Source organism: Salinicola halophilus (assembly GCF_003206155.1).
Taxonomy (GTDB): domain Bacteria; phylum Pseudomonadota; class Gammaproteobacteria; order Pseudomonadales; family Halomonadaceae; genus Salinicola; species Salinicola halophilus.
Genome location: NZ_PZJV01000002.1, coordinates 516,738 through 541,255 on the forward strand (window position 1 = coordinate 516,738; position 24,518 = coordinate 541,255).

Below are 24,518 nucleotides of genomic sequence, written 5' to 3' on the forward strand. Positions count from 1 at the left end.
GGAGTCGACATGGCGGATCATTGGGTAGCGAGACCCGCGGGGATGAGTGCCATTAGGTCTCGCGCATGCCCGCGTACCGAGTCTTGCCGGAGCCGGACCAGGCGAAGCCGGAGCCAGTGGCTGACGGCGAAGCGTATCACGTTCGCTCTGGCGGCATTGTGCATACTCTTTGCATGCGTGGGGGCGTACGCCCAGTCTCCGAGCGAGCTGCCGTCGCGGCAGGCTCTCGAGAGCGAACAGAGTCGACTCGCCGATATCGAGTCACCCAGCGAGCCGCAGCAGGCCGACAAGCGGGCGGTCGACGCCGCCCTCGAGACGCTCGATCAGCTCGAGGCGGCGCGCGATGAGTTGGAGACGCTGGAGAAGAACGCGCGACAGGCACCCGAACAGGTGCGCGATTTGAAGCGCCAGCTCGCCGAGCTCGACGACAGCTCGGCGCCGACCGCCGATGCGCTCGACGAGCTGTCCGCGGAGACGCTGGGTAACCGCACTCGCGAGGCCCTCGATCGGCTCGAGTCCCTGCAGAACCAGCTGGCGTCGGTCAAGGCCCGGTTGATCAGTGCCGAAACGCTGCCCGAGCGCGCTCAGGCGCAGATGGCGCAAGCCATGAATCAGGCAGAAGCGGCGCGTTCCGAGCTGCAGACACCCAGCGACGACGAGGAAACCGGCGCCTTCGAGCCCGAGCAGGCCCGCTATCGGCTGGCGCTGGCGCTGGCCGAGCTCCAGGCCGAGTATCACCGGCGCGAGCTTGGCAACAATACCCAGATGCGCGAGCTCGATGCAGCAAGGCGCGATCTGCTCGAGCGGCGTGTCACGCTCGAACAGGCGCGCCTGGAAGCGCTTCAGGCTGCACTCGACCGCGCCCGGCGAAGACAGTCCGAGCAGGCGGTGGCCGACGTCAGTGCGGAGGACGCCGAGGCGATCGCCAACCACCCGGTGCTGAGCGACATTCAGCGTACCAACCGCGAACTCAGCGAGCGGCTGCTGTCAGTGACCGATCGCACCAATGCGCTGATTCGCGAAGCGATCAATGCGCGCTCGCGTCTGGATCGCGTGCGCCAAGTGAAACGCACGCTGAGTCAGCAGATCGATGCCGTGCGCGGCAGCCCCCTGCTGTCACGCATTCTCAACGAACAGCGACGGGCGCTGCCGCAGATCGAGACGCTCGGCGGGCTCCAGGAGGAGATCGCCGAGACCCGTCTGAGTCAGTTCGATCTCGTGGAGCAGCGCGAATCCCTGCGTGAGCCGCAGGTACTCGCCGAGAAGAGCCTCGAGGAGGCCGACATCGACGTGACACCGTCGATGGAGCGCGCCCTCACCGAGCTGTTTCGAGCGAGAGGCGACATTCTCGAGCAGCTCGATCGCGAGTACGGCAACCTGCTGACGGTGGCGATCGATCTCCAGCTCAATCAGGAGCAGCTCGCCGACATCACCGGCACCCTGCGGGCAGCGATCGAAGAGCAGCTCTTCTGGGTCGCCAGCGGGCGGCCGCTGACGCTCGGCTGGTGGCGCGACGTGCCGGGCAATCTCGCGCTTCAGGTGAGCCAGGGCGAGTGGCAGGGCGCCGTCGCGAGCCTGTGGGAACTGCCGGGCCTGCGCGCGCTGGCGGTGACCCCGCTGGTACTGCTGGCGGCGGTGCTACTGCTTCTGCGTCGACGCATCAAGGCGCGCCTGCTCACGCTCCACGAGCAGATCGGGCGGCTCAAGCGCGACACGCAGATGCACACGCCGCGTGCGATTCTCCTCAACTTGCTGCTGGCGGCGCACGGTCCGCTGCTGCTGGCGGCGCTGGGCGGGCTGCTGCGCTTCGGCAGCGATGCCTTCGCCATGCGGCTCGGCGGGGCGATACTGCAGCTCGCGCTCGCCTGGGGCGTGCTCGGCTGGGCACGACGACTGCTGGTGTCCGACGGTGTCGCCACGCGCCATTTTCACTGGTCGAGCGGCTATGTTGGGCAGCTGCGACGGCTGCTCTTCTGGCTCGGGATGACCCTGATTCCGATCATTCTGGTCAGTGGGACTTCGCCGGGCAGTCAGGCGGAACTCTCCAGCCGACCGCTGTCGCTGCTGGTCCTGCTGTGCGGCCTGCTGTCGATGAGCTGGGTTCTGGTCAGGCTGATCCTCGCCCACGTGCCGTATTTCGGGTTGAAGCTCTTTCGCCTGCTGCTGGGGCTGGGCCTGGCGCTGGTGCCGCTGATTCTCGCCGGGCTCGTCGCGCTCGGCTACGAGTACGCGACGCTCAAGCTGATCGGGCGTTTCGTCACCTCGGTCTATGTCTTCGGGCTATGGATTCTCGTCGAGGCGACGGTGGTGCGCGGTCTGGCCGTCGCCCAGCGGCGGCTCGCCTATCGTCGGGCCGTTGCGCGGCGTCGGGCGCAGATCCAGGAGGGCGCCGAGGGCGGCCTCGAGGTGATCGAGGAGCCGCCGCTGGACATGGAGCAGATCAACCAGCAGTCGCTGCGACTCTCCAAGCTGATCTTGTTCATTGCCTTCACGGTCGTTTTCTATTTGATCTGGTCGGATTTGCTCGAGGTCTTTACCTATCTCGACGGTGTCACCGTCTGGCACATCCATCACGGTCAGGGTGAGGCGCTGACGCTGGACCCGGTCACCGTTGCCGACGTGCTGGTAGCAATGATCACGGTGGCGCTGACGATGATGATGGCGCGCAATCTGCCCGGGCTGCTCGAGGTGATGGTGCTGTCGCGGCTGTCGCTCAAGCAGGGCAGCGCCTATGCCATCTCCTCGCTGCTCTCCTACACCATCGTCGGTACCGGGGTGGTGGCATCACTGGGGACGCTCGGCGTCTCCTGGGACAAGCTGCAGTGGCTCGTCGCCGCGCTCGGTGTCGGACTGGGCTTTGGCCTCCAGGAGATATTCGCCAACTTCATCTCGGGTCTGATCATACTGTTCGAGCGACCCATGCGAATCGGCGACACCATCACGCTCGGCCAGCTCCACGGCTCGGTGAGCCGGATTCGTATCCGCGCGACCACCGTGACGGACTTCGATCGCAAGGAGATCATCATCCCCAACAAGACGTTCGTTACCGACCAGCTCATCAACTGGTCGCTCTCGGACAACGTCACCCGGGTGGTGCTCACCTACGGTGTCGCTCACGGTTCGAATCTCGACGAGGTCCATCGGCTGTTGCGTCAGGTCGCCGACGACAACCGCCGGGTGCTGCGCGACCCCGAACCGCAGGTGTTCTGTATCAGCTACGGGCCGACGGCGTTCAACTTCGAACTGCGCATCTTCGTCAACGATCTGCTCGATCGGCTCTACGCCAGTGACGAGATCAACCGCCGACTGGATCAGCTCTTCAAGGAGCACGGGATTCGCGTGGCGTTCAACCAGATGGATGTCTGGCTGCACAACGATGAAGGGCAGTCGGCCTGGGTGCAGCGTCAGACCGGCGGCCGAGAGCTGGGGGCGACCGATAACCCGCCGTCGCGCTCACCGGGGCCGAGAACCGCGCGCAGTGGCGACGACGGCAACCTGGATGCCCCGACGGGCGGCGAAGGCGATGGCGGTGGAGACGGGGGGCGCTGAAGCGGCGACCCACCCTCGGTCGAACGAGGCCGTATCGTCCCGCTCGAATCGTCTGGCTGGATGATGCCAACGAGCATGGCGTTTTCCGGAATCGGCACTATATTTTCATACAGTGCCTGTCGGCGAGGTACCCCTTAGCCGCCCCGCGCGATGATCCAAGGAGATGACATGAGCGACAGCAGAGACGATAACGCCCAGCAGCCGGTTGACGATCAGCAGCCGATTGACGATCAGCAGTCGGCTGACGATCAGCAGCCCAGCAACGTCGAGAAAGATCCGCAGGAGTGGGTCACCGGTGAGCAGAGCATGACCGGCGCGCAGCACTCCTACCTCAAGACACTCTGCGAAGAGGCGGGCGTGGCGTTCGACGAGAACCTCACCAAGGCCCAGGCCTCGCAGCAGATCGACGAGCTCCAGCACAAGACCGGGCGCGGCGAAGATCACTGATCCGCAATCGATCGACCGAATCCAGGCACCGGCCGGTGCCAATGACCCACCGCTCCCGGTGGGTTTTTTTATGGGGAGATTTCGCCGAATGGTGGGTCCATCGGGGCGGAGAAGTTTTCAGCGCTTGACGGCGTGCAGCAAAAACTCGCGATTGCCGTCGCCGCCCTGAATCGGACTCTCGCGCCAGTCATCGATCGCGAGCCCGAGGGATTCGCAGGCGCTCTCGAGCGTCTGGCGTACCTGGGTATAGAGTGCGGCGTCGCGAACGATGCCGCGATCGTCCACTCGTCCCGGGCCGACCTCGAACTGCGGCTTCACCAGCGAAAACAGCTCGCCGCCGCTCCCGAGTAGCTCACCGATGGCCGGCAGGATCAGCGTCTGGGAGATGAACGAGACATCCATCACCACCGCATCGACGCCCTTCGGTGTCAGTTCGGCAATCCGTGTGAGCGGCAGATTACGGGCATTGGTGCCCTCTAGGCAGTGCACCCGTGGATCGTCGCGAAGCGTGGTGTCCAACTGGCCGTGCCCCACCTCGATACCGATCACGCGATCGGCGCCCCAGCGCAGCGCACAGTCGGTGAAACCGCCGGTGGACTGGCCGATATCCAGCACGATGAGCCCGTCGAGGCGTCGCCGAGTGGCGTTGAGTAGCGCCTCGAGCTTGAGTCCGGCGCGAGAGACGTAGCGCTCTTCCGGCGCCTCGGCGATCGAGAGTTCGATACTCTCCGGCAGTTTCTCCCCCGGTTTGGTGGCTACGCGCCAGGCGTCGTCTTCATGGGTGCGCAGGCTCACGAAGCCGTCGCGAATCAGACGCTGGGCCCGCGTACGGGAGCGCACGTGAGCGGTCACCAGTTGATCGAGGCGTTTCACGGGGAAGCGGGCTCCTGAGTCGGGTCGAATAACGAAAGTGGGCCTTCACTGGGGTGGCCTTCGCGCGGAAGGCTCTCGATCGAAGGGCTTGCGATCAAAGGGCTTTCGATCGAAGCGGGTTCGAGGGCGGGCAGGTTGTTCGCCGGGCCGGCGTTCGAGGCCGTGTCCGGCGAGAGGCGCGATCCACCGGCGCGACCCTCGAACGCTTGCTGCCACTGCGCCAGCAGCGCCTGACGCTTGAGTGTATCCAGCGTCGCCAGCAGCCCCGGGCCGATGCGGACCGGCCGAATCGCCTCGCCCACGGCATCGCGCAGGGCGCTCGCGGTCCCCGTGCCGGTGACGCCGGGATGGACCGCCCCCAGCGAGGTCTGCGTCGCCAGCAGCCGCTGGGCGGGCTCGCCGAGCAGGTAGTCGACGAAACGCTCTGCAGTATCCGGATGCGGTGCGTCACGCAACATCATCACCAGTCGCTGTAGCGCCAGGGCGTAGTCTTGCGGCACCACCATCTCGAGCTCCGGGTGATTCGCTACGTAAGTCTGGGCGTAGGAACCGATCAGGTTGTAGCCGATCCAGTACCGTCCCTCGCTCAGCCCCTCGAGCATGGCGGAGGTGGTCGCCTCGAGTGCGGCCTCGCTGCGCCCGAGTGCCTGAACGAGATCCCAGTAGCGTGCCGAGATGCGGGCGTCCTCGATCGCGTAGGTGTAGCCGGCTCCGCTGAGTCGTGGATCGTAGGTCACCACGCGACCGCGAAGCTGGTCGGGGGCCGCTTGCAGACGCTGAAGCAGCTCGACATGGCTTCGCGGTGGCGCCATCCGCGCAGCGAGATCGCGGCGATAGACCATCACGATGGGTTCGAAGGTCACGCCGAAGAGCTCCTGACGCCAGCGCGCCCACGTCGGCCACGCGTTGGCCGAGGTCGTCTCCAGCGGCGTCGAGAGGCCGGCGTTGGCGAGCTGGAACTGCCACGGCATCGCCGGCGACATCAGCACGTCGGCCTGGGGGACGGCTCGCTGCTGTAGTACGCGAGCGTGGAGGTCGATGGTCTGCAGGTTGCGGTAGACGATATCGATGTCCGGATTACGGCGGTGAAAATCCACCAGCAGGGGGTGCATCTGAGGCAGATCCAGCACGCCGTAGATCACCAGCGGCCGAGCATCGGCGACGGCGCTCTCCAGGCGCAGGGTTTCGGCCCGGGCGGTACCCAGCCAGAGCAGCGACGCGGCCAGGAGTCCGGCGTGTCGCCAGAGGCGCGGCCGATACGTTGACCGTGCTCCGTAAGATGACAGTGGCCGACGTCTCAATCGTCGGCAAAGGCGAGAACGACGCATAGGCCGGGGCGCTCCCTTCGATTGGGACAGGTGGCATGAAGCGTCAAGCGCGCACCGTGGGCTCGACTGATGCTGTCGACGATGGCCAGCCCGAGCCCGGTACCGCTGCCCGTCTCCTGCCCGCGGTGAAAGGGGCGTAGCGCCAGCAGCCGTTCCGATTCGGGAATGCCGGGGCCGTCGTCTTCGACGATCAGGCGAGCCGGGGTCGTCTCGACGCGCAGGGTCACTTGCGTTGCGCCGTACGACGCGGCGTTGTCGACCAGGTTGGCGAGCGCCTCCTCGAGCTGCCAGGCGGTCGCCGAGATAACGACTTCCTGGTCTGGTGCCTCGATGCCGAGATCGACGCCGCCCCGGTGCAGGCGCGAAAAGGTGTCGCGCACGCAGGCGCGGGCGATCGCGACCAGGTCGACGCGCTCGCGCTCCAGCGCGGCCTCGGGATCGTTGAGTCGGGTCAGCGAGAGTAGCTGGCCCGCGAGCCGGGAAGCGCGGCTGGCGGTATCGTTCATGGTGACCAGGGCCTCTCGCCACCGTTCGGGGTCGGACTGGCGCAGCGCCAGCTCCGCCCGGGCTGAGAGGCCGGCCAGGGGCGTGCGAAGCTGGTGAGAGGCGTCGCCGATGAAGCGCTCCTGGTTCGCTTTCACCCGCCGCATGCGCGCCAGCAGTTCGTTCAGCGCTTCACGAAGCTCGACGAGCTCGCGAGGCAGCGTGAGCGTCAGCGGTGCGAGCGTGCGAGGGTCGCGTTCGCGAATCGCTCGGCGTAGCTGCGTCAGCGGCTCGAGTGCAAAGCGCGCCGCCAGCATGACCCCGATCAGCGCCAGCGCCGCGATGACCAGCACATTGAGCAGGCTGGCGCGGAAGAGCTGAGCCGCCAGCGCCTCCCGTCCCTCCGGGGTCTGCGCGACGCGCACTTCGAAGCGGTCACTGCGGTCCCAGCCCGCGAGCCGCGCCCGCCGCACGCCGAGACGCAGCGGCATGGCGTCGCTCTCCCTGTCCGCGTAGCGCATGCGGGCGCCGTCGGCCGCGGGGGGGAGCGCAGGCAGCGGTCGGTTGCCGGTGACGTAGTGGCCCTCGGCGTCGTAGAGCGCATAGAAGACGCGCTCCTCGGCGTCGGTGGCGAGCATCTCCAGTGCCGAGGCGGGCAGATCCAGCCAGAGCCCGTTCTGCTGCCATCGCACCTGTTCGGCAATGGCGAGCGAAGCGGCGTCGAGCAGCCGGTCGAAGGCGCGATCGGCGGCGTCGCGCGCGCCGATCCGGGCGTCGATCAGCATGATGGCGACCAGTAGCGCCAGTGGCAGCAGCAGCCAGACGGTCAGCCGGCGGTAGAGGCTCAGATGCGACAGCCGGATCGGCCAGGCGAGACTCACGAAAGCTCCAGTACGTACCCGAGGCCGCGCACGGTTCGCAGGCCGACATCGCTGTCGGCGAGCCGGCGGCGTAGACGGTGCACGTAGACCTCGAGGGCGTTGTCGCCGACGACCTCGTCGGCGAAGGCCTGCTCGAGCAGTCGTGTCTTCTCTACCGGTTCGCCCGCATGCCGAAGCAGGCAGGCCAGTAGGCGGTGCTCTCGGGGCGGCAGGGCGAGCGGCGCATCGGCGAGCTGGAACCGCTGCCGCTTGCGGTCGAGCCGGAGCGACCCCAGCGCCAGCACGGTCTCCTCACCCACTTCGCGGCGGCGCAGCAGGGCGCGCACCCGCGCTTCGAGTTCGTCCAGCGCGAAGGGCTTGGCAAGATAGTCGTCGGCGCCGAGATCGAGCCCCGCGACCCGATCCTCGATCGCGCCGCGGGCGGTGAGGATCAGTACCGGCGTCGTCCGGTCGTGGCGGCGGAGTGCTGCCAGTACCTCGAGGCCGCTGCGGGTCGGAAGATTGAGATCGAGCAGGACGAGATCGAAACCGTGATCGGCACACAGCCGCTCGACGGCGGCCGCCCCGTCCTCGAGCCGGGTGACGTGCTGAGCAGGCGTCGTCAGCGCCTCGGCGAGCGTGTCGGCCAGCAGCGGGTCGTCCTCGACCAGTAGCAGTGTCACTGACATCGGCAGGCTCCAGTCAACGAATTCGGCGTCCGGGCGCGGCGGTTTGCGAGGGTCTTCAGGCCGCCGACGGGCCGGACGCTGGGCGGTGGCAGGATTGTAAACGACGTGGGGAAAAGCGCGTTGAACTTTAGTCGATATTTGCGTGATGTCCGTTGACCGAGTCTCGGCATGACCCTAGTTTCCGCACAGGGAAACAAAGTTCTACCTTACAAAACTGTAAGGTTGTCAGGCGATGCCGGCGCGAGCGGGTATCGACGTCAACAACAACGCCGCGCACCGGCGAGGAGACGATCATGTTTACAGCCAAATCCATCCGGTGGATCGCGACGGCCGCTGTCGCGCTGACCGCCACCAGCGTTCTGGCGTTCGAGCCGAAGGGTAAGGTCGAGTGCATCGCGCCGTCGGACCCGGGCGGCGGCTGGGACTTCACCTGCCGCAGCGTCGGCAACGTGCTCGAAACGCTCGATCTGGTACCGGCGAGCGTGCAGACCATCAACATGGCCGGCGCCGGCGGCGGCGTGGCTTTTGCGCATACCGTGAGCAAGCGTAAGGGTGACGACCAGCTGCTGGTGGCGGCGTCGACCGCGACGACCACGCGCCTGGCACAGAACCAGTTCCCGGGCATGAACGCCGACATGGTCAACTGGATCGGTGCGGTGGGTGCGGACTACGGCGTCATCGCCGTGTCCGACGACTCGCCCTATCAGAACCTCACCGAACTGATGGATGCCATGAAGGAAGACCCGCGGGCGGTGAAGTTCGCCGGCGGTAGCGCCAACGGCGGCTGGGACCATCTCAAAGTGCTGATCGCCGCCAAGGCGGCCGGCATCGAGAATCTGCCCCGCATTCCTTATCTCTCCTATAACAACGGGGGCGAAGCGATGACCCAGGTCATCGGGGGGCACGTCGATGCGTTCACGGGGGACGTGACCGAAACCCAGGGCTTTCTGAAGTCCGGTGACTTGCGCGTGCTGGCGGTGCTCTCCGACGAGCGTCTGCCGGGCGATCTCTCCGAAATCCCTACCGCCAAGGAACAGGGAATCGACGCGGTCGGCCCGAACTGGCGCGGCTTCTACGTGCCGGCGGACATCGACGACGAGGCCCGGCAGTACTGGGTCGATGCCGTCGACGAGCTCTACGCCAGCGACGAGTGGAAGCAGGTCATGCAGAACAACGGCCTGATGCCGTTCCATCCGGGATCCGAAGAGTTCGAATCCTTCGTCAAGCAGCAGATCAGTGACATCCAGTCGCTCTCCCAGGAAATCGGGCTGATTCAATGAGCAAGTTAAACGACCGCGTCTTTGGCCTGGTCATGCTGGTGGTCGCCGTCGCGTACTATTACGGCGCCACCCAGTTTCCGGTCCCCTTCGGGGGAACGGAAGCCGTGGGGCCGGAGACGTTCCCCAAGCTGCTCGCCGTGATCCTGGCGATCTGCAGCCTCTACATGATCGTCAAGCCCGATGCCGACAATCCGTGGCCGGTGTCACGAACCTTCCTGGAACTGGGCATCGCTGTCGCCACGCTGATCGTCTACGCGCTGCTGCTCGAACCGATCGGCTTCATTCTCGCAACGACGTTCGCCGTGGGTACGCTCTGCTGGCGCATGGGCGCGAAGCCGCTGCGTAGCTATCTCACCGGCTTGATCAGCGGAGTGGTGGTCTACGTTCTGTTCACCTATGGACTCGAGCTGCCGCTGCCGCTCGGCCCGCTGGAGATGAGCTGATGGAAACGCTGCACTATCTCTCGCTCGGCTTCGGCGTCGCGCTTCAGCCCGAGAATCTGATGTTCGCGCTGATCGGCTGCTTCATCGGTACGCTGATCGGCGCGCTACCCGGGCTCGGTCCCGCCAACGGCGTGGCGATCCTGATACCGCTCGCCTTCACGCTGGGGCTGCCGCCGGAGACCGCGCTGATCATGCTCACGGCGGTCTACGCCGGCGCCATGTACGGCGGGCGTATTTCGTCGATTCTGCTCAACATTCCGGGCGACGAGCCGGCGATGATGACCTGCCTCGACGGCTATCCGATGGCGCGCAAGGGCAAGGCGGCCGAGGCGCTGGCGATCTCGGCGATCGCCTCGTTCATGGGCAGTCTGATCGCTACGATCGGGCTGATCCTGCTGGCACCGATTCTGGCACGCTTCGCGCTCACTTTCGGGCCGGCGGAGTACTTCGCACTGTTCGTGCTGGCTTTTGCCACGCTCGGCGGCATCACCGGCAAGAACCCGATGAAGACGCTGATGGCCGCCGCGATCGGGTTGATCATCGCCACCGTGGGGATCGATCTCTCTACCGGCACCCAGCGCTACACCTTCAACGTGCTGGAGCTCTACGAAGGGGTGGATTTCATCATCGCCATCGTGGGTCTGTTCGCGATCTCCGAGCTGCTGTTCTTCATCGAAGAGAAAGCGGGCCCCGGGCGCGAGATGATCAAGGTCAATCCGCTCAAGCTCAACTGGCGCGAGATCGGCTCGATCTTTCCCACCACGCTGCGAAGCGGTGTACTCGGCTTCATCGCGGGCGTGCTGCCGGGGGCCGGGGCGTCGCTGGGTAGCTTCATCACCTATACGCTTGAGAAGAAGATCGTCGGCAAGAAGGGTTACTTCGGCGAAGGGGACCCGCGCGGCGTGGCAGCCCCCGAAGCGGGTAACAACGGCGCCTCCAGCGGGGCACTGGTGCCCATGCTGACCCTCGGCGTGCCGGGTAGCGGAACCACGGCGGTGCTGCTGGCCATGCTGGTGTCGCTCAACATCACGCCGGGACCGCTGATGTTCACCCAGAACGCGGATCTGGTCTGGGGTGTGATCGCCGCACTGCTGGTGGGTAACTTCATGCTGCTGCTGTTGAACATCCCGCTGGTCGGCGTGTTCGTGAAGATCCTGTCGGTGCCGCCGATGTATCTGCTGCCGATCGTCACCATGGTGGCGTTCGTGGGGATCTACTCGATCAGCCACTCGACCTTCGATCTCTACTTCATGATCGCCTTCGGCGTGGGCGGCTACATTTTGCGCAAGCTGGAGATCCCGCTGGTGCCGGTCATCCTCGGTCTGCTGCTCGGCCCGGAGATGGAGAAGAATCTGCGTCACGCCATGCAGATCTCCGACGGCGACTGGTCGATCCTGTGGGGCAGCGGTCTCTCCATCGGTCTGTGGCTGGTGGCGATCATCGGCCTGCTGCTACCGGTCATCGTCGGGCCGATACTGCGTCGCCGCATGCAGGCGGCGAAGGCGAAAACGGAGGACTGATCTCGGCGTTGCGCCAACCCGTTCTAACGCGCCGGCGTGTGAGCCGCCCTGAAGCCCCATCTCGCGATGGGGCTTTTTCGTCGCCTGCGGGCGAGTCGTGGTGCGAGCGACCTGGCAGCGCCAAGCGTGCCTTGGCGTCCGTCGAGGTTCCCGTCCTCGAACCGTGTCGTGTCTCGCTATTGCCCCGCGCCGATCGCGCTGATATAGTGCGCGCCTCGTTCGGCAAGGTGTTGATGACACTGGTTTTGCCGCAACGGTGATGTCATCGGCATCGCGTACTATGGTGGCCCTTACCGGTCCTCCCGCAACGCTAGACCGCAAACCCCGCCAGGCCCGGAAGGGAGCAACGGTAGTGGTGGACGCGTGTGCCGGGATGTGGCTGGTCGGGGCCGCCTCCATTTGTACCCGCCTGATCGTTCGCCCCCTCATGTTTTTGCCGGATCGCCCTCGGTCCCGACACGCTCGTTCGTGGCGAATTCTCGTCCGTGAACGGCGCACCTTCGACGTGGATCTTCGCCAATGACGTAAACCTTCGCCGATAGTGGTGGTGTCGCGTCGACGATCACGACGCTGGCGAATATCTCTTCTGCGGTTGCGAGCGTCACGCCCCGACGCCGTCTCGTCACTCGATCGACGAGCCTGCTAGAATGGCGCCTTCTTCATCGACGTCTCACCCGGCGGTTGGCCCCAGACGCCAGTTCCCCGGCGAGCGTTATCGTACGCCAAGCCGCGAGTCCCCACGCGAGGAGCGCCCAAGCGCATGAGTTATCAGGTTCTGGCCCGCAAATGGCGACCACGCACCTTCCATGAACTGGTCGGCCAGGAGCATGTCAGCCGGGCGCTGGTTAACGCGCTCGATCAGGAGCGGCTCCATCATGCCTACCTCTTTACCGGCACTCGCGGGGTGGGCAAGACGACCCTGGCGCGCATTCTCTCCAAATGCCTCAACTGCGAGCAGGGCGTTACCTCGCGCCCCTGCGGCACCTGCCAGACCTGCGTGGACATCGACAATGGCCGCTTCGTCGATCTGATCGAAGTGGATGCCGCCTCGCGCACCAAGGTCGAAGACACGCGAGAGCTGCTCGACAATGTGCAGTACGCGCCGACCCAGGGGCGCTACAAGGTGTACCTCATCGATGAGGTGCACATGCTCTCGACCCACAGTTTCAACGCCTTGTTGAAGACGCTCGAGGAGCCGCCGCCCCACGTCAAATTCCTGCTCGCGACCACCGACCCGCAGAAGCTGCCGGTCACGGTGCTGTCGCGCTGTCTGCAGTTCACGCTCAAGAACATGGCGCCGGAGCGGGTGGTCGAGCATCTGACGCGGGTTCTCGAGGCCGAGCAGGTCGCCTTCGATCCCCAGGCGCTTTGGCTGCTGGGCAAGGCGGCAGACGGCTCGATGCGCGATGCGATGAGCCTGACCGACCAGGCGATCGCCTTCGGGCAGGGGGAGATCCGGCGCGAGGACGTCGCCGCGATGCTGGGTACGCTGGATCACGCCCATCTCATCGCGCTGGCCGAGGCGCTGGCCGAGGTCGACGCCGAACGGCTGCTCGCCGAGGTGGCATCACTGGCCGAGCAGGGGCCGGACTTCGCCGGCATTCTGGATGAGATCGCCGGGCTCATGCACCGTCTCGCGATCGCGCAGATGGTGCCGGGGGCGCTCGACAACGGCCACGGCGATCGCGACCAGCTTCTGGCGCTCGCCGGGCGATTCACCGCCGAAGACGTCCAGCTGTACTATCAGATCGCGCTGCAGGGCCGGGCGGATATGGATAGCGCGCCGGATACGCGCACCGCGCTCGAGATGTCGCTGCTGCGAATGCTCGCGTTCCGCCCGCAGGGTGTGCCCACACCGCCGCAGACCGAGCTGCCGCTTCGCGGCCGGTCCGACCGGGCCGAGCCGACTGCCACGCCTTCTGCATCGGCCGCCGCCGAGGTCGAAAGCCCGGCGCCGGTGGCCGCAGGCGTCGGCACCCAGAGCGAGACGGCGGATGAGGCGCCGCCCTGGGCGACCCCGGAGGCGGTGCCGGAACCCGACCCCGAGGCTACGCTCGAGCCGACCAGCGCTCCCTCAACGTCGCAGTCAAATAGTACGTCGCCATCGAGCGGTACGTCGCCGTCGAACAGTACGCCCAGGCCCGATTCGCCGGCGGCCACGGTCGACGGCGGTCACTCTCCCGACGACGCGCCGCCCTGGCAGGTCGATGCCGAATCGTCCGCGTCCGGTCAGCCGACATCGCCCGCTGCCGGTCCTGCCACCGTACCGCGCGAGACGCTCGACGATACCGCGGGCGCCGCGCCAGCTGCCGCAGCCCGTGACCCGGCGTCATCGAGCTCGGCTGGGGGAGCAGCCGATGAGGTCTCGGCAGTCGCCCCCGCCGAGACCTTCGATTCCGCTATCGAAGCCGGCGCGGATGCCGCCCACGACGGCCACGTCGGTGAAGCCGTCAGTGACGAGAGCGAAAATCGTGATGCCGGCGGCGACGAGAGCGACGACGACAGCGCCAGCCTGGAAGCCGCCGCGGCATTCGAATCCTGGTCGGCCCAGGCCGCCAGTGACACCGGCGCGGCCGCAGGCGATGCCTTTGCCTGGGAAGGCGGGAGCCTCGATGAGCCCCCCGGCGGCGGTGATGGCCAGGATGTCGACGCGCCGCGCGATACGCCTGCAGGCACGGCCGAGACGCGAGCGCCGTCAGCGTCCGTCGGCGTCGATGCGCGACTGACTCACGAGGTCTGGCTCGCTCAGTTCGATACGCTCGAGATCGGCGGTCTGACGCGTAATCTCGCGGCCAACTGTGTGGTCGCCGAAGACGACGGTCGAACGCTCCGGCTGATGCTCGACCCGGGCCAGTCGGCGATGCTCTCGGAGACGCACGAAGCGCGTATCAAGCAGGCGGTGGCGACGCTCGGCTATCCCCGCGATCTGCAGATCGACGTCACGCCGCTGGACGGCACTCGGGAGACGGCCAGACTTCAGCGCGAGCGTCGGGCGAGAGAGCGCCACGCGCGAGCCGTTGAAGCGCTGCGCGACGACCCTCATGTACAGGAGCTGGAGGCGCGCTTCGGTGCCCGGCTGCTGGAGGAGAGCGTCAGCGCCAACGACAGCCGCACGGACCGCGCCGGCTGATCGATTCCACAGGCTTTTGATGCACTACCACGCCGGCTTTCGACGCTCGTTCACGCTGGTTTTTGATGCTCTATTTCGGCGGCGCGATGGCGTCGCCCTCATCCGTACCGATTCGAGGAGATCGCAATGTTCAAAGGTGGCATGGGCAACCTGATGAAGCAGGCTCAGGAAATGCAGGAGAAGATGCAGAAGGTTCAAGAAGAGATCGCCGAGATGGAAGTGGACGGCGAAGCCGGTGCCGGCATGATCAAGGTGACCATGAACGGCCGTCACGACCTGACCCGTGTCGACATCGATCCTTCCGTAATGCAGGAAGACAAGGAGCTGCTCGAGGATCTGCTGGCCGCGGCGGTCAACGACGCCTCGCGCAAGATCGAGGCGCAGTCGAAGTCGCGCATGGAAGAGGCGTCCTCCGGCATGAACCTGCCGCCGGGCATGAAGATGCCGTTCTGATGAGTTTTTCCCCGCTCGTCGACCAGCTTCTCGAGACGCTGCGCGTCCTTCCGGGCGTCGGGCCCAAGACCGCACAGCGTATGGCGCTGCATCTGCTGGAGCGCGATCGCAACGGCGGTCGACGGCTGGCCGAGACGCTGGTCACTGCCATCGAGCAGGTCGGCTACTGCGAGCGCTGCCGCACCCTGACCGAAGAAACGGTGTGCGGCGTCTGTCGGGACGCGCGTCGCGACGCGGGCTCGCTGTGCATCGTCGAGTCGCCCGCGGACATGCTGGCGATCGAACAGGCCGGTGGCTTTCGCGGGCTCTACTTCGTGCTCCATGGCCACCTCTCGCCGCTCGACGGCATCGGCCCCGACGACATCGGGCTCGATCAGCTCGAGACGCGGCTGGCCGACGAACCGGTGACGGAGGTCATTCTCGCGACCAACCCCACGGTCGAAGGGGAGGCGACGGCGCACTACATCGCCGAACATCTCGCCGATCGTAACGCCAATGTCTCGCGCCTGGCCTATGGCGTGCCGATGGGCGGCGAGCTCGAGTACGTCGATGGCGGCACGCTGACCCGCGCGTTTCAGGGGCGCCAGCCCTTCGTCCGTGAGTGACGCCACTTTGGCGCCGAATCCCTTTCCGCCATTGCCAACCCCGTTGGCCCAGGAACCGAATGACAGTCGATTACGCCCTTCAGTGGGTCGATGATGCCGAGACGCTGGCCGCGGCGGCCGCCGCGCTCGTGGATGCCGATATCGTCGCAGTGGATACCGAATTCTTCCGCGAGACCAGTTTCTACCCGGTGCCGGCACTGATTCAGCTCACCGCAGGGGAGACCGTCTATCTCGTCGATCCGCAAGCGGTCGAGGCCGATGACGGCATGCGCCGGCTGCTCTCCAGCGGTCCGCTCAAGCTGATCCACGCCTGCAGCGAAGACCTCGAGGTGCTCACCCTGTGGTCCGGCGTCGAACTTTCGCCGATGGTGGATACCCAGATCGCCGAATCGCTGCTCGGGACCGATACGGCCATCGGCTATCGTCGCCTGGTGCAGGCGCGCTGTGGTGTCGATATCCCCAAGGAAGAGACCCGCTCCAACTGGCTGGATCGTCCGCTGTCGGGTGCACAGCTCGACTACGCGGCGCTGGACGTGGTCTTTCTGCGCGCGATCTGGAATCAGCAGCGCGAGTCGCTGGCCGAACTCGATCGGCTGGACTGGCTCGCCGAGGAGTGCGCCACCATCAGCGGTGCGCGCGAGGCGGCAGTGCCCGAGCGCTGGTACCTGCGCCACCGTCAGCTCTGGCGGCTCTCCCCGCGGCAGATCGAGGCGTATCGCCGGCTCGCTGCCTGGCGCGAGCGCGAGGTGCGTCGGCGCGACACGCCGCGGGGCTGGCTCGCCAAGGACGGCGTGCTTTTCGCCGTGGCCGAGGCGATGCCCAAGAATCGTTACGAGCTCGCCGAGGTGGAAGGGATGACGCCATCGCTGGTGAAGCGCGAGGGCGATGTTTTGCTCGAGCGGGTCAAGGCTGCCCATCAGTGCGACGAGAGCGAACTGCCGCCCGCGGTACCGGTACCGACGACGCCAGCGTTCAAGCGACGCATGAAAGCGCTCAAGCAGGTGGTCAACGACGAGGCGCAGTCGCTCGGCCTGGCACCGGAGCGCTTGGCCAATCGCGCGGAGATGGAAGCGCTCACCAGCGCTCATCTCACCGGCGAGGCGCTGCCGCTACCCGGCGGCTGGCGAGGGATGCGTCTCGCCGAGCGCTGGCGCGCGGCGCTGGCGGAAGTGGAGGCCGACGCATGAGCGCGACACCGCATTTGATCTGCGAAGTGATGAAGAGCTCGCGCGTCGACGAGATGTATCTCTATCTCGACAAGACGCGGGGCATGGAGCCGGTGCCGGAGGCGTTACGCGAGCGCTTCGGCAGGCCTCAGCCGGTCATGACGCTACTGCTCAGAGCCGAGCGGCCGCTGGCGCGGGTGGACGTCGCCAAGGTGATCGAGTCGATCCGCCGGCAGGGCTTCTATCTGCAGATGCCGCCGGCCAAGGAACCGTATCTACTGGATCTTTTCACACCGCGTGATGATGCCTGATCGAATGTCCTCTCACCTTCTTGCCGCCGAGGAAGATGTCCGTCATGCGTGAGCGATTCTGGGAGCGCTTCGCTCTCGAGGAGCTGACTCAGCCGGAGTGGGAAGCACTCTGCGACGGCTGTGGCAAATGCTGTCTGGTCAAGATGGAAGATCCCGACAGCGGTGACGTGGCGACGCTCAACGTCGCCTGCCGCCTGCTGGATACCGATACGTGCCGCTGCAGCGACTACGCCAATCGCTTCGCCAAGGTGCCGGAGTGTACTCAGCTCGGGCTGCACAACCTGGAGAGTTTCCGCTGGCTGCCGCACAGCTGCGCCTATCGCCGCCTTTCGGAGGGGCGCAAGCTTGCGAGCTGGCATCCGCTTCGGCGAGGCGATGCGGTGCGAATGCACGAGCGCGGCATGAGCGTACGCCATTTCGCGGTGAGCGAGACCGACGTCGACGAGGCGGACTGGGAGTCGCACATCATCGACATCATTCCTCTCGACGATCGCTAGCCGGGCGAGCCCGGCAGCGTGTATGCGAGGCACGACGCCCATCAGCGCCAGCGCCGCCTACGACCCGCACTGGCAGCAAGCCTGCCTCTCCATCCGCCCCGATCGTCACTCTCTGACCGGGGCGTCATCCGACACCTGACTCGTCTGACGCCCCCTCGACGCCCAGCGCCCATAGGATGAACGCATCCTGGCGTGCGTTGTCTCGCCACGCCTTGAATCGCCCGGAAGCGCCGCCATGTCCTGCCGCCATATCGGTGCGCAGAAGCACCGGGCCGCGGGCGCTGGCGAGCTCGGTCAGCCGCGCGTAGAGCTTCGCCGGTTCCCAGTAGGGCACGCGCGAGTCGTGCCAGCTTCCCTGCAGCAGCACGCTGGGATAGGGCTGTACGGTGAGGTTGTCCAGCGGCGAGTAGTCGCGAATCCGGCCGCGTACGGCCGGGTCGATCGGGTTGCCCCACTCGGTGTACTCGGCGGTGGTGAGCGGCAGGTCCGGATTCTCCATGGTCCGCAGTACATCGACGAAGGGGACGTCGAGCACCGCGGCGCAGAACGCCTCCGGCTCGAGGTTGAGACTCGCCCCCACCAGCAGGCCGCCGGCGCTGGCGCCATAGGCGGCGACTCGTTCGGGATCGGTCAGCCCCTCGTCGACCAGCGCATGGCGAGCGGCGAGAAAGTCGCGAAAGCTGTTCGCCTTGTGCTCGAGCTTGCCGGCGAGATACCAGGGTTCGCCGCGATCGCCGCCGCCACGCACGTGGGCCACGGCGAACGCGATACCACGCGCCAGCAGCTCCAGCCGTGCCACGGAAAACCACGGCTCGAGCACCTCGCCATAGGCGCCGTAGCCGTAGAGCAGCGTCGGCATCGGGGCGCTGCCGAGAAGATCGGCGCGGGCGACCACGGAAACGGGAATGCGCTCGCCGTCGTGGCCGGTGGCCCAGAGCCGCCGGCAGACCAAATCCGCCGGGGTGAGGTCGCCGTGGAGCGGCTGCTCCTTGAGCAGGCGCTGCTTGCCGGTGTCGAGATCGTGCTCCATCCAGCGGACAGGCAGGGTGAACGACTCCTCGCGCAGGTGCAGTCGGCGTTCGTCGAAGTTCGGCGTGTCGCCGAGTTCCAGACTGCACGGCGCTTCGGGCAGGGGCAGTCGATAGCCCGGCAGGCCCGGCTCCTGATTCCCGGACGCGGCGGTATCGACCTCGGCGTCCGGCGTCGCCGACAGTTCGATCGCCCGCAGATGGACCTGGGCTTCTAAGTGGTCGCGTTCGGTGAGCACCAGCCCCCAGCTGAAGGCATCGACGCCTTCGAGCGTCACGTTCTCGCGATGCGCCACGAACGCTGACCACTGCCCCGGGTCGGCAACCGGGGCGGTATCCAGGCGAAAGTGCGCACCGTCGCGGTTATGCAGTACGTAGAAGGTGTCGCCGCGATGATCGAGCGCATACTCGACGCCGTTCTCGCGGGCGCGAACGCATCTCGGCTTCGTCTCCGGTCGATCCGCCGGCAGCAGATAGCACTCCGACGTCTCCTTGGAGGCCGTCTCCAGCACGATCCACGCTTTCGAGCGGGTCTTGTCGAAGCTGACCCAGAACTCGACGTCACTCTCCTCGAAGATCTTCTCGCAGCGATCGTCGTCCGGGCTCAGCCGCCAGATCGTCGACGGGCGCTGCGTCGCGTCGTAGCGCGTGAACAACAGGGTGCGGTTGTCTTCGGCCCACAGAAGCTCCGGCCCCAGGCGGCGGCGCAGCCGCTTCGGCTCGCCGTCCGGCAGGCGTTTCAGGTAGAGGTCGAAGAACTCGTTGCCGCTGACGTCCTCGGTCCAGGCGAGCCACGCTTCGTCGGGCGAGATCGCCATGTCGCCGAGCTCGAGAAAGTCGTGGGCGTTCGCGCGCGCCTCCAGATCGAGCAGCAGTTCCGGCTCGGCACCGGGCGTGAGCGCCTGGCGCCACCACAGCGGATAGTCGGCGTCGCTTTCGGTTTCGCTCCAGTAGCGATAGTGCTTGAGCGCCACGGGCAGGCCGACGACGGCAAGCTCGCGTCGCGCCAGATGGCCTTGGTAGAGCGACTCCTCGAGGGCGAGCAGCGGCGAGAAGAAGCGATCGCTCTCGCCGTTGGCGGCCTCGAGAAAGGCTCTGACCTGCGGGTCGTCGCGGGATTCCAGCCAGTGCCAGTCCGGATCGTCGTGGCGGCGAAAGCGCACGACGGGGAGACCTTCGCTGGCGTTGTCAGCGGCGTCGGAAGACGAGGAGGTGCGAGACATGAGAAACGTCGTATCCAGAGTCGAGCGTGGTGTCCAAAGCGTGCGATGTTCGAAAGCGCGTCGTCTACCGCGCCGTGGAAACGACCGGCATATCGCGACGGTCAGCCCTGCGCGACGGCGCCGGGCGCGACTCGGGTAGCGCCCCGTGTCGCGGCGTCGAGCCCGCGCATGGCGCACCGTCCGGCGGCTGTGCTTTACGAACGTGGAGTGTACCATGTCGAAAATCGTCCGATTCGAGAGTCATCGTCATGCTGTTTTCCGATTCCCTTCCCCAGCTCTGGCTGACCTATGCTGGCCTGTCATTGATCGTTCTGGTCACGGGTTATCTAGGCATTCGCGCGCTGCCACCGCTACCGCGGCTGATGCTCCTCGGTCTCGTCGCGGGATGCCTGTGGATGGTGGCGCCCTTTACGCTGCCGCTGCTCGAGCCGGATCAGACCTACTCCGGGCTGGCGCCGGCGATCGTGGTACTCGCGATAGGTGTCCTTCAGCACGACGGCGGACAGGTCGCGGGGGCGCTGCCCCTGCTGCTGCTCGGGGCGGCCGTGGGGGCCGGTCTGGGACTGCTCGCCTGGCGTCAGCTGCGTCGCCGGGGCGATGACGACGAGTCCGGTGGCCGGAGCGGTGACAAACGGGCATCGGCACGCGGGGCGCAGGATGGCGCTGCGTCGCGACGAACCCAGACTCACCGTCGTGCGGGTGGGCGTCGCGAGCCCACGGTCGGTTGACGACGAGCGGCATCGAGGGCGATCCCGCGCCGGCACGATCGGATCGGCACGGCGGGGCGTGAGCAGCGGCTGAACAGTGGCAACGACGAGCGGGAGATGGCGAACGTATGCGCGCGCTGAAGTTTTGGGGAGTGCTGGCACTGCTGGCCATGGTGAGCGCGACGATTAGTGGCGTGGCCATGGGGCAGCGAGCGGACTCGGCAATGACGCCGTACGCGCCGGACGTCCGCATGGTGGTGGACGTCTCCGGCAGCATGAAACAGAACGACCCGCAGAACCTGCGTGCCAATGCGCTGGGTTTCGCCGCCGCGCTGCTGCCGTCGAGTGCCACCAGTTCCGTCTGGACCTTCGGCACGACCGTCGACAACCCGCTTCGCACCGGGGCGGTCGACGCCAGCTGGCGCGAACTCGCCAATCGACTCGCCCCGCAGCTCACCGACTATCAACAGTTCACCGATATCGAGCGGGCGCTGCGACGTGTCGCCGACGGGGATGTCGCCTCTTCGAGTCGCGCGGCGATCGAGCGTAACCGGCATCTCATTCTGCTGACCGACGGCATGGTCGACCTGCCGGCGACCGGCAGCGACAAGACGCGCCAGGACACCGCCTCGCGGCAGCGAATCCTCCAGGAGCTCGCTCCGCGGCTCGCGCGTGACGGTATCGTGGTGCATACCATTGGCCTCTCCGACAACGTCGACCGCGCCCTGCTCGAACAGACGGCGCAGCGGACCGACGGGCTGGCAGCGGTGGCGCGAACGCCCGAAGCACTGCTGCGGGCCTTTCTCGACGTGCTCGACCGAATACTGCCCGGCGATCGCGTTCCCCTCGACGCGGATCAGCGCTTCGCCATCGACGACGACATCGATCAGTTCAATGCGCTGCTGTTCCACGCGCCCGAGCAGGCGCCGCCGGTGCTGATCGGCCCGAACGGCGAGCGCTACTCCCGCGAGAGCCACCCGGGTCAGGTCGAGTGGTTGAGCAACGATCGCTATGACCTGATTCGTGTCCCCGAGCCCGCCGCCGGCGAATGGCGCGTCGACGGCGAGATCGGCGAAGACAGTCGGATCGGCATCCAGGCCGGCATCGCGCTGCGCAGCAACGATCTGCCCGCGACTCTCTATCAGAATCTCGCGACACCGCTCACGGTCTGGCTGGAGGAGGAGGGCGAAGCGCTGCACGGCGAGGCACTACCGCCGGGCCTTCGCGTACGCGCCGAGCTACGCGATCTCGACGGTAACGTGCTATCGCAGGTCACGCTGGCGCCGGCATCGGATTCGCCTGACGCCTCATCGACGCGCGCGCCGGGTCGCTTTCAAGGTGAACTCACCGGCATCGAGGCGCTCGGCAATGCGCGGCTGGCCGTGATCGCCGAGAGCGAGCGGCTCACGCGTGAGCGGGTGCAGGCGGTCAACGTCGTTGCGGCGCTCGAGGCGCACCTCAGCGATGACGGCCGACGCATCGTGGTTCGTGCCAATCATCCCGATCTCGATACCCGCAACACCGAGCTGAGCGCGGTACTCACCGGTCAGACGCTCGACGTGCGCCAGTCCGGTGAGCGCGAGTGGACCATCGCGGTGCCCGAAACCGACCCGAGTGCGTCGCTGCCGGTCACGATCACCGCCGAGGCTCGGCTCGAGGGCCGTCAGCTGCGCTTCGAGCTGCCGGTTGTGCGTCTTAATCCCGATGCGGCGGTCGGTCTTAGCGGCGCCGATGCCGCTCGCGGTGTGCAGAGCGATGCCCGCGTCGAAGACGACACGCAGAGGGCAAAGGAGGGGGTGGTGTTCGATTTCAGCGACGGCATGACCCCGGCGCAGATGCTCGAGTACGCCAAGGTTCGGGCCAGGCAGGGGTGGGCGCTGGCCAAGCCCTATGTCGACGACTACGTCATTCCTTACGCGCAGCGACCCGTTACCTGGCTTGTGATCGCGCTCGTCCTGCTGCTGGTACTGCTGTGGCGTGCGAGCGCCGCGGCCAAGCGTCGCCGCCGGCGAGTACGCCGGGCGGAGCCGTCGCTCGGAGAGGGTTCGCAGGTCGAGTGAAGTGGATGAGGCAACACGCATCTACAACCTTGGTGGCAGCGCTGGGGCGCCATGATCCTGTTATAACGGACTGAATTTCATCGAATCCAGGAGATCCCATGGGGCAGCGATTCAGCGAGGCGGGAAAGAAGACAGACCCTATGGGTGGCGCCGAGCAGGACGTGCGACGCGCTGACGGCATCGAGTCGGGGCCGGCGCTGACGGGGCTCGACGCCTTCGAATCGATCGACGATATCATCGCCGACGCCTGCCGACGTTTCGCCGACAAGCCGGCCTTCAGCTGCCTTGGGCACACCCTTCGCTATCGGGATGTCGATCGCCTCGCCGATCGTTTCGCCGCCTGGATTCAGCACGAAACCGACCTCCAACCCGGCGACCGGATCGCCATTCAGCTGCCCAACGTGCTGCAGTTTCCGGTAGCGGTGTTCGGCGCGCTGCGTGCGGGTCTGGTCATCGTCAATACCAACCCGCTCTACACCGAGCGCGAAATGCGCCACCAGTTCAAGGACGCCGGCGTCACTGCCGTCGTGGTGCTGGCCAACATGGCGCACAAGCTGGAAAAGGTGCTCGACCAGACCGACATTCGCCACGTCTACGTCACCGACATGGGCGATCTGCATCCTTGGCCCAAGCGTACGCTGATCAACACCGTGGTGCGCCGGGTCAAGAAGCTCGTGCCCGCCTATTCGCTTCCCCAGGCCACGCCGCTGCGCCAGGCACTGGCAAGGGGCGCCGGCAAGCGTGTCAATGTCGCCGCCGGACGTGGCGACGACGTGGCGGCGCTGCAGTACACCGGGGGGACCACGGGTGTGGCCAAGGGTGCGATGCTCACGCACCGTAACCTGATCGCCAACATGCTCCAGACCCAGCAGCTGCTCGGGAAGACGTTGCGCGAGGGGACGGAAACGATCATCGCGCCGCTGCCGTGCTATCACATCTATACCTTCACGGTGAACTGTCTGTTCGCCATGACCACCGGCCAGCACAACGTGCTGATACCCAACCCGCGGGATATCGCGGATTTCGTCAAGACGCTCTCACGCACGCCGTTTTCGGTCTTCGTCGGCCTCAACACGCTGTTCAACGCGCTGTGTCAGCGGGACGACTTCAAGGCGCTGGACTTCTCCGGGCTCAAGCTGACCATCTCCGGCGGCATGGCGCTGACGCCGACTGCGGCCAAGCGCTGGCAGGAGACCACCGGCTGCGGCATCGTCGAAGGCTATGGGCTCACGGAGACATCGCCGATCGCCCTGGTGAATCCGCCAGCGGCGCCTCGAATCGGCACCATCGGTCGCCCAGTGGCGGGCACCGAGATTCGCGTGGTGGACGATGCCGGCGTGTCGGTGGCGGCCGGCGACAGCGGCGAACTCTGCATACGCGGGCCGCAGGTGATGAAGGGCTACTGGCAGCGTCCGGCGGACACCGCGGCCATGCTCGACGCCGACGGTTGGTTGCGCACCGGTGACATGGCCCGGATCGAACCCGACGGCTACGTCAAGATCGTCGATCGCAAGAAGGACATGATTCTGGTCTCGGGGTTCAACGTCTATCCCAACGAGATCGAAGAGGTCGTGGCGGGGCACCCTGACGTACTCGAGGCGGCGGCCGTCGGCGTGCCCGACGAGGACGCCGGCGAGGCGATCAAGCTTTTCGTGGTACCGCGCAACGAGGGGCTCGATCCTCAGGCGCTGCGCCAGTGGTGCAAGCAGGAGTTGACGGGCTACAAGGTGCCGAAGTTCGTCGAACTGCGTGACGAATTGCCCAAGAGCAACGTGGGCAAGGTGCTACGCCGGGAGCTACGGGATCAAAGACCCGCCACCGACGCGACGTCGACGAACGTGAGTTGAACGCGGCTGACGGCTACAA

19 protein-coding genes and 1 other RNA gene are annotated in these 24,518 nt (G+C 66.4%); 15 read left to right on the forward strand and 5 right to left on the reverse strand.

Annotated elements, in window-relative coordinates:
• Positions 1 to 42 precede the first annotated feature (42 nt).
• Both mscK and DOM33_RS10050 read left to right on the forward strand, forming a co-directional pair.
• Complete coding sequence (gene mscK, locus DOM33_RS10045) at positions 43 to 3,549, forward strand: mechanosensitive channel MscK (protein WP_110668505.1); 3,507 nt, start codon at positions 43 to 45, stop codon at positions 3,547 to 3,549.
• A 168-nt stretch (positions 3,550 to 3,717) separates the two neighbouring features.
• The gene (locus tag DOM33_RS10050) at positions 3,718 to 3,996 is read left to right on the forward strand and encodes a DUF3072 domain-containing protein (protein ID WP_110668508.1); all 279 of its coding nucleotides are present in this window, start codon (positions 3,718 to 3,720) and stop codon (positions 3,994 to 3,996) included.
• 117 nt (positions 3,997 to 4,113) lie between these two features.
• On the opposite strand, the gene DOM33_RS10055 is transcribed toward DOM33_RS10050, so the two are convergent.
• The 4 genes from DOM33_RS10055 to DOM33_RS10070 are packed head-to-tail and all read right to left on the reverse strand — an operon-like array spanning position 4,114 to position 8,229.
• Positions 4,114 to 4,869, reverse strand: a complete 756-nt coding sequence (locus DOM33_RS10055; RefSeq protein WP_110668511.1) for a TlyA family RNA methyltransferase — start codon at positions 4,867 to 4,869, stop codon at positions 4,114 to 4,116.
• Positions 4,866 to 6,197 (reverse strand): ABC transporter substrate-binding protein, encoded by a 1,332-nt coding sequence (locus DOM33_RS10060; protein ID WP_110668513.1) that lies wholly within the window; start codon positions 6,195 to 6,197, stop codon positions 4,866 to 4,868. The genes DOM33_RS10055 and DOM33_RS10060 overlap by 4 nt, the downstream gene beginning before the upstream one ends.
• A complete protein-coding gene (locus DOM33_RS10065) occupies positions 6,167 to 7,561 on the reverse strand; it encodes a sensor histidine kinase (protein ID WP_239495316.1) in 1,395 nt (464 codons plus the stop codon). Before DOM33_RS10065 ends, DOM33_RS10060 begins: the two co-directional genes overlap by 31 nt.
• Positions 7,558 to 8,229 (reverse strand): response regulator, encoded by a 672-nt coding sequence (locus DOM33_RS10070; protein ID WP_338053850.1) that lies wholly within the window; start codon positions 8,227 to 8,229, stop codon positions 7,558 to 7,560. Before DOM33_RS10070 ends, DOM33_RS10065 begins: the two co-directional genes overlap by 4 nt.
• Positions 8,230 to 8,522: 293 nt before the next feature.
• Between DOM33_RS10070 and DOM33_RS10075 the strand changes: the two genes are divergently transcribed.
• From DOM33_RS10075 to DOM33_RS10120, 10 genes are all read left to right on the forward strand, one after another.
• Complete coding sequence (locus tag DOM33_RS10075) at positions 8,523 to 9,509, forward strand: Bug family tripartite tricarboxylate transporter substrate binding protein (protein ID WP_110668515.1); 987 nt, start codon at positions 8,523 to 8,525, stop codon at positions 9,507 to 9,509.
• Positions 9,506 to 9,952: a tripartite tricarboxylate transporter TctB family protein gene (locus tag DOM33_RS10080; protein WP_110668517.1), complete on the forward strand. Its 447-nt coding sequence runs from the start codon at positions 9,506 to 9,508 to the stop codon at positions 9,950 to 9,952. The genes DOM33_RS10075 and DOM33_RS10080 overlap by 4 nt, the downstream gene beginning before the upstream one ends.
• On the forward strand, positions 9,952 to 11,472 hold the full coding sequence (locus tag DOM33_RS10085) for a tripartite tricarboxylate transporter permease (protein ID WP_110668520.1): 1,521 nt from the start codon (positions 9,952 to 9,954) through the stop codon (positions 11,470 to 11,472). Before DOM33_RS10080 ends, DOM33_RS10085 begins: the two co-directional genes overlap by 1 nt.
• Before the next feature lie 291 nt (positions 11,473 to 11,763).
• Positions 11,764 to 11,860, forward strand: an RNA gene (gene ffs / locus DOM33_RS10090) — signal recognition particle sRNA small type.
• A gap of 372 nt (positions 11,861 to 12,232) precedes the next feature.
• Positions 12,233 to 14,602, forward strand: coding sequence for a DNA polymerase III subunit gamma/tau (gene dnaX / locus DOM33_RS10095; protein ID WP_110668522.1), 2,370 nt, complete (start codon positions 12,233 to 12,235; stop codon positions 14,600 to 14,602).
• Between the two features lie 126 nt (positions 14,603 to 14,728).
• Positions 14,729 to 15,055 carry a YbaB/EbfC family nucleoid-associated protein gene (locus tag DOM33_RS10100; RefSeq protein WP_110668525.1) on the forward strand — a complete coding sequence of 109 codons (327 nt, stop codon included), beginning with the start codon at positions 14,729 to 14,731 and terminating at the stop codon, positions 15,053 to 15,055.
• A complete protein-coding gene (recR, locus tag DOM33_RS10105; protein WP_110668527.1) occupies positions 15,055 to 15,660 on the forward strand; it encodes a recombination mediator RecR in 606 nt (201 codons plus the stop codon). Before DOM33_RS10100 ends, recR begins: the two co-directional genes overlap by 1 nt.
• Before the next feature lie 59 nt (positions 15,661 to 15,719).
• Entirely contained in the window at positions 15,720 to 16,847 is a 1,128-nt protein-coding gene (locus DOM33_RS10110) for a ribonuclease D (protein WP_110668529.1), read from the forward strand.
• Positions 16,844 to 17,137 carry a YcgL domain-containing protein gene (locus DOM33_RS10115; protein ID WP_110668531.1) on the forward strand — a complete coding sequence of 98 codons (294 nt, stop codon included), beginning with the start codon at positions 16,844 to 16,846 and terminating at the stop codon, positions 17,135 to 17,137. Before DOM33_RS10110 ends, DOM33_RS10115 begins: the two co-directional genes overlap by 4 nt.
• 44 nt (positions 17,138 to 17,181) lie before the next feature.
• Positions 17,182 to 17,634: a YcgN family cysteine cluster protein gene (locus tag DOM33_RS10120; RefSeq protein WP_110668534.1), complete on the forward strand. Its 453-nt coding sequence runs from the start codon at positions 17,182 to 17,184 to the stop codon at positions 17,632 to 17,634.
• A gap of 124 nt (positions 17,635 to 17,758) precedes the next feature.
• On the opposite strand, the gene DOM33_RS10125 is transcribed toward DOM33_RS10120, so the two are convergent.
• A complete protein-coding gene (locus DOM33_RS10125; protein ID WP_110668536.1) occupies positions 17,759 to 19,885 on the reverse strand; it encodes a S9 family peptidase in 2,127 nt (708 codons plus the stop codon).
• Positions 19,886 to 20,133: 248 nt separating this feature from the next.
• On the opposite strand from DOM33_RS10125, the gene DOM33_RS10130 reads away from it, so the two are divergent.
• The 3 genes from DOM33_RS10130 to DOM33_RS10140 all read left to right on the forward strand — a co-directional run bounded on the left by DOM33_RS10130 (position 20,134) and on the right by DOM33_RS10140 (position 24,499).
• A complete protein-coding gene (locus DOM33_RS10130; RefSeq protein WP_110668538.1) occupies positions 20,134 to 20,613 on the forward strand; it encodes a hypothetical protein in 480 nt (159 codons plus the stop codon).
• 107 nt (positions 20,614 to 20,720) lie between these two features.
• Positions 20,721 to 22,652 (forward strand): VWA domain-containing protein, encoded by a 1,932-nt coding sequence (locus DOM33_RS10135; RefSeq protein ID WP_110668540.1) that lies wholly within the window; start codon positions 20,721 to 20,723, stop codon positions 22,650 to 22,652.
• A gap of 140 nt (positions 22,653 to 22,792) precedes the next feature.
• Complete coding sequence (locus DOM33_RS10140) at positions 22,793 to 24,499, forward strand: AMP-binding protein (protein ID WP_110668543.1); 1,707 nt, start codon at positions 22,793 to 22,795, stop codon at positions 24,497 to 24,499.
• Positions 24,500 to 24,518: the final 19 nt, after the last annotated feature.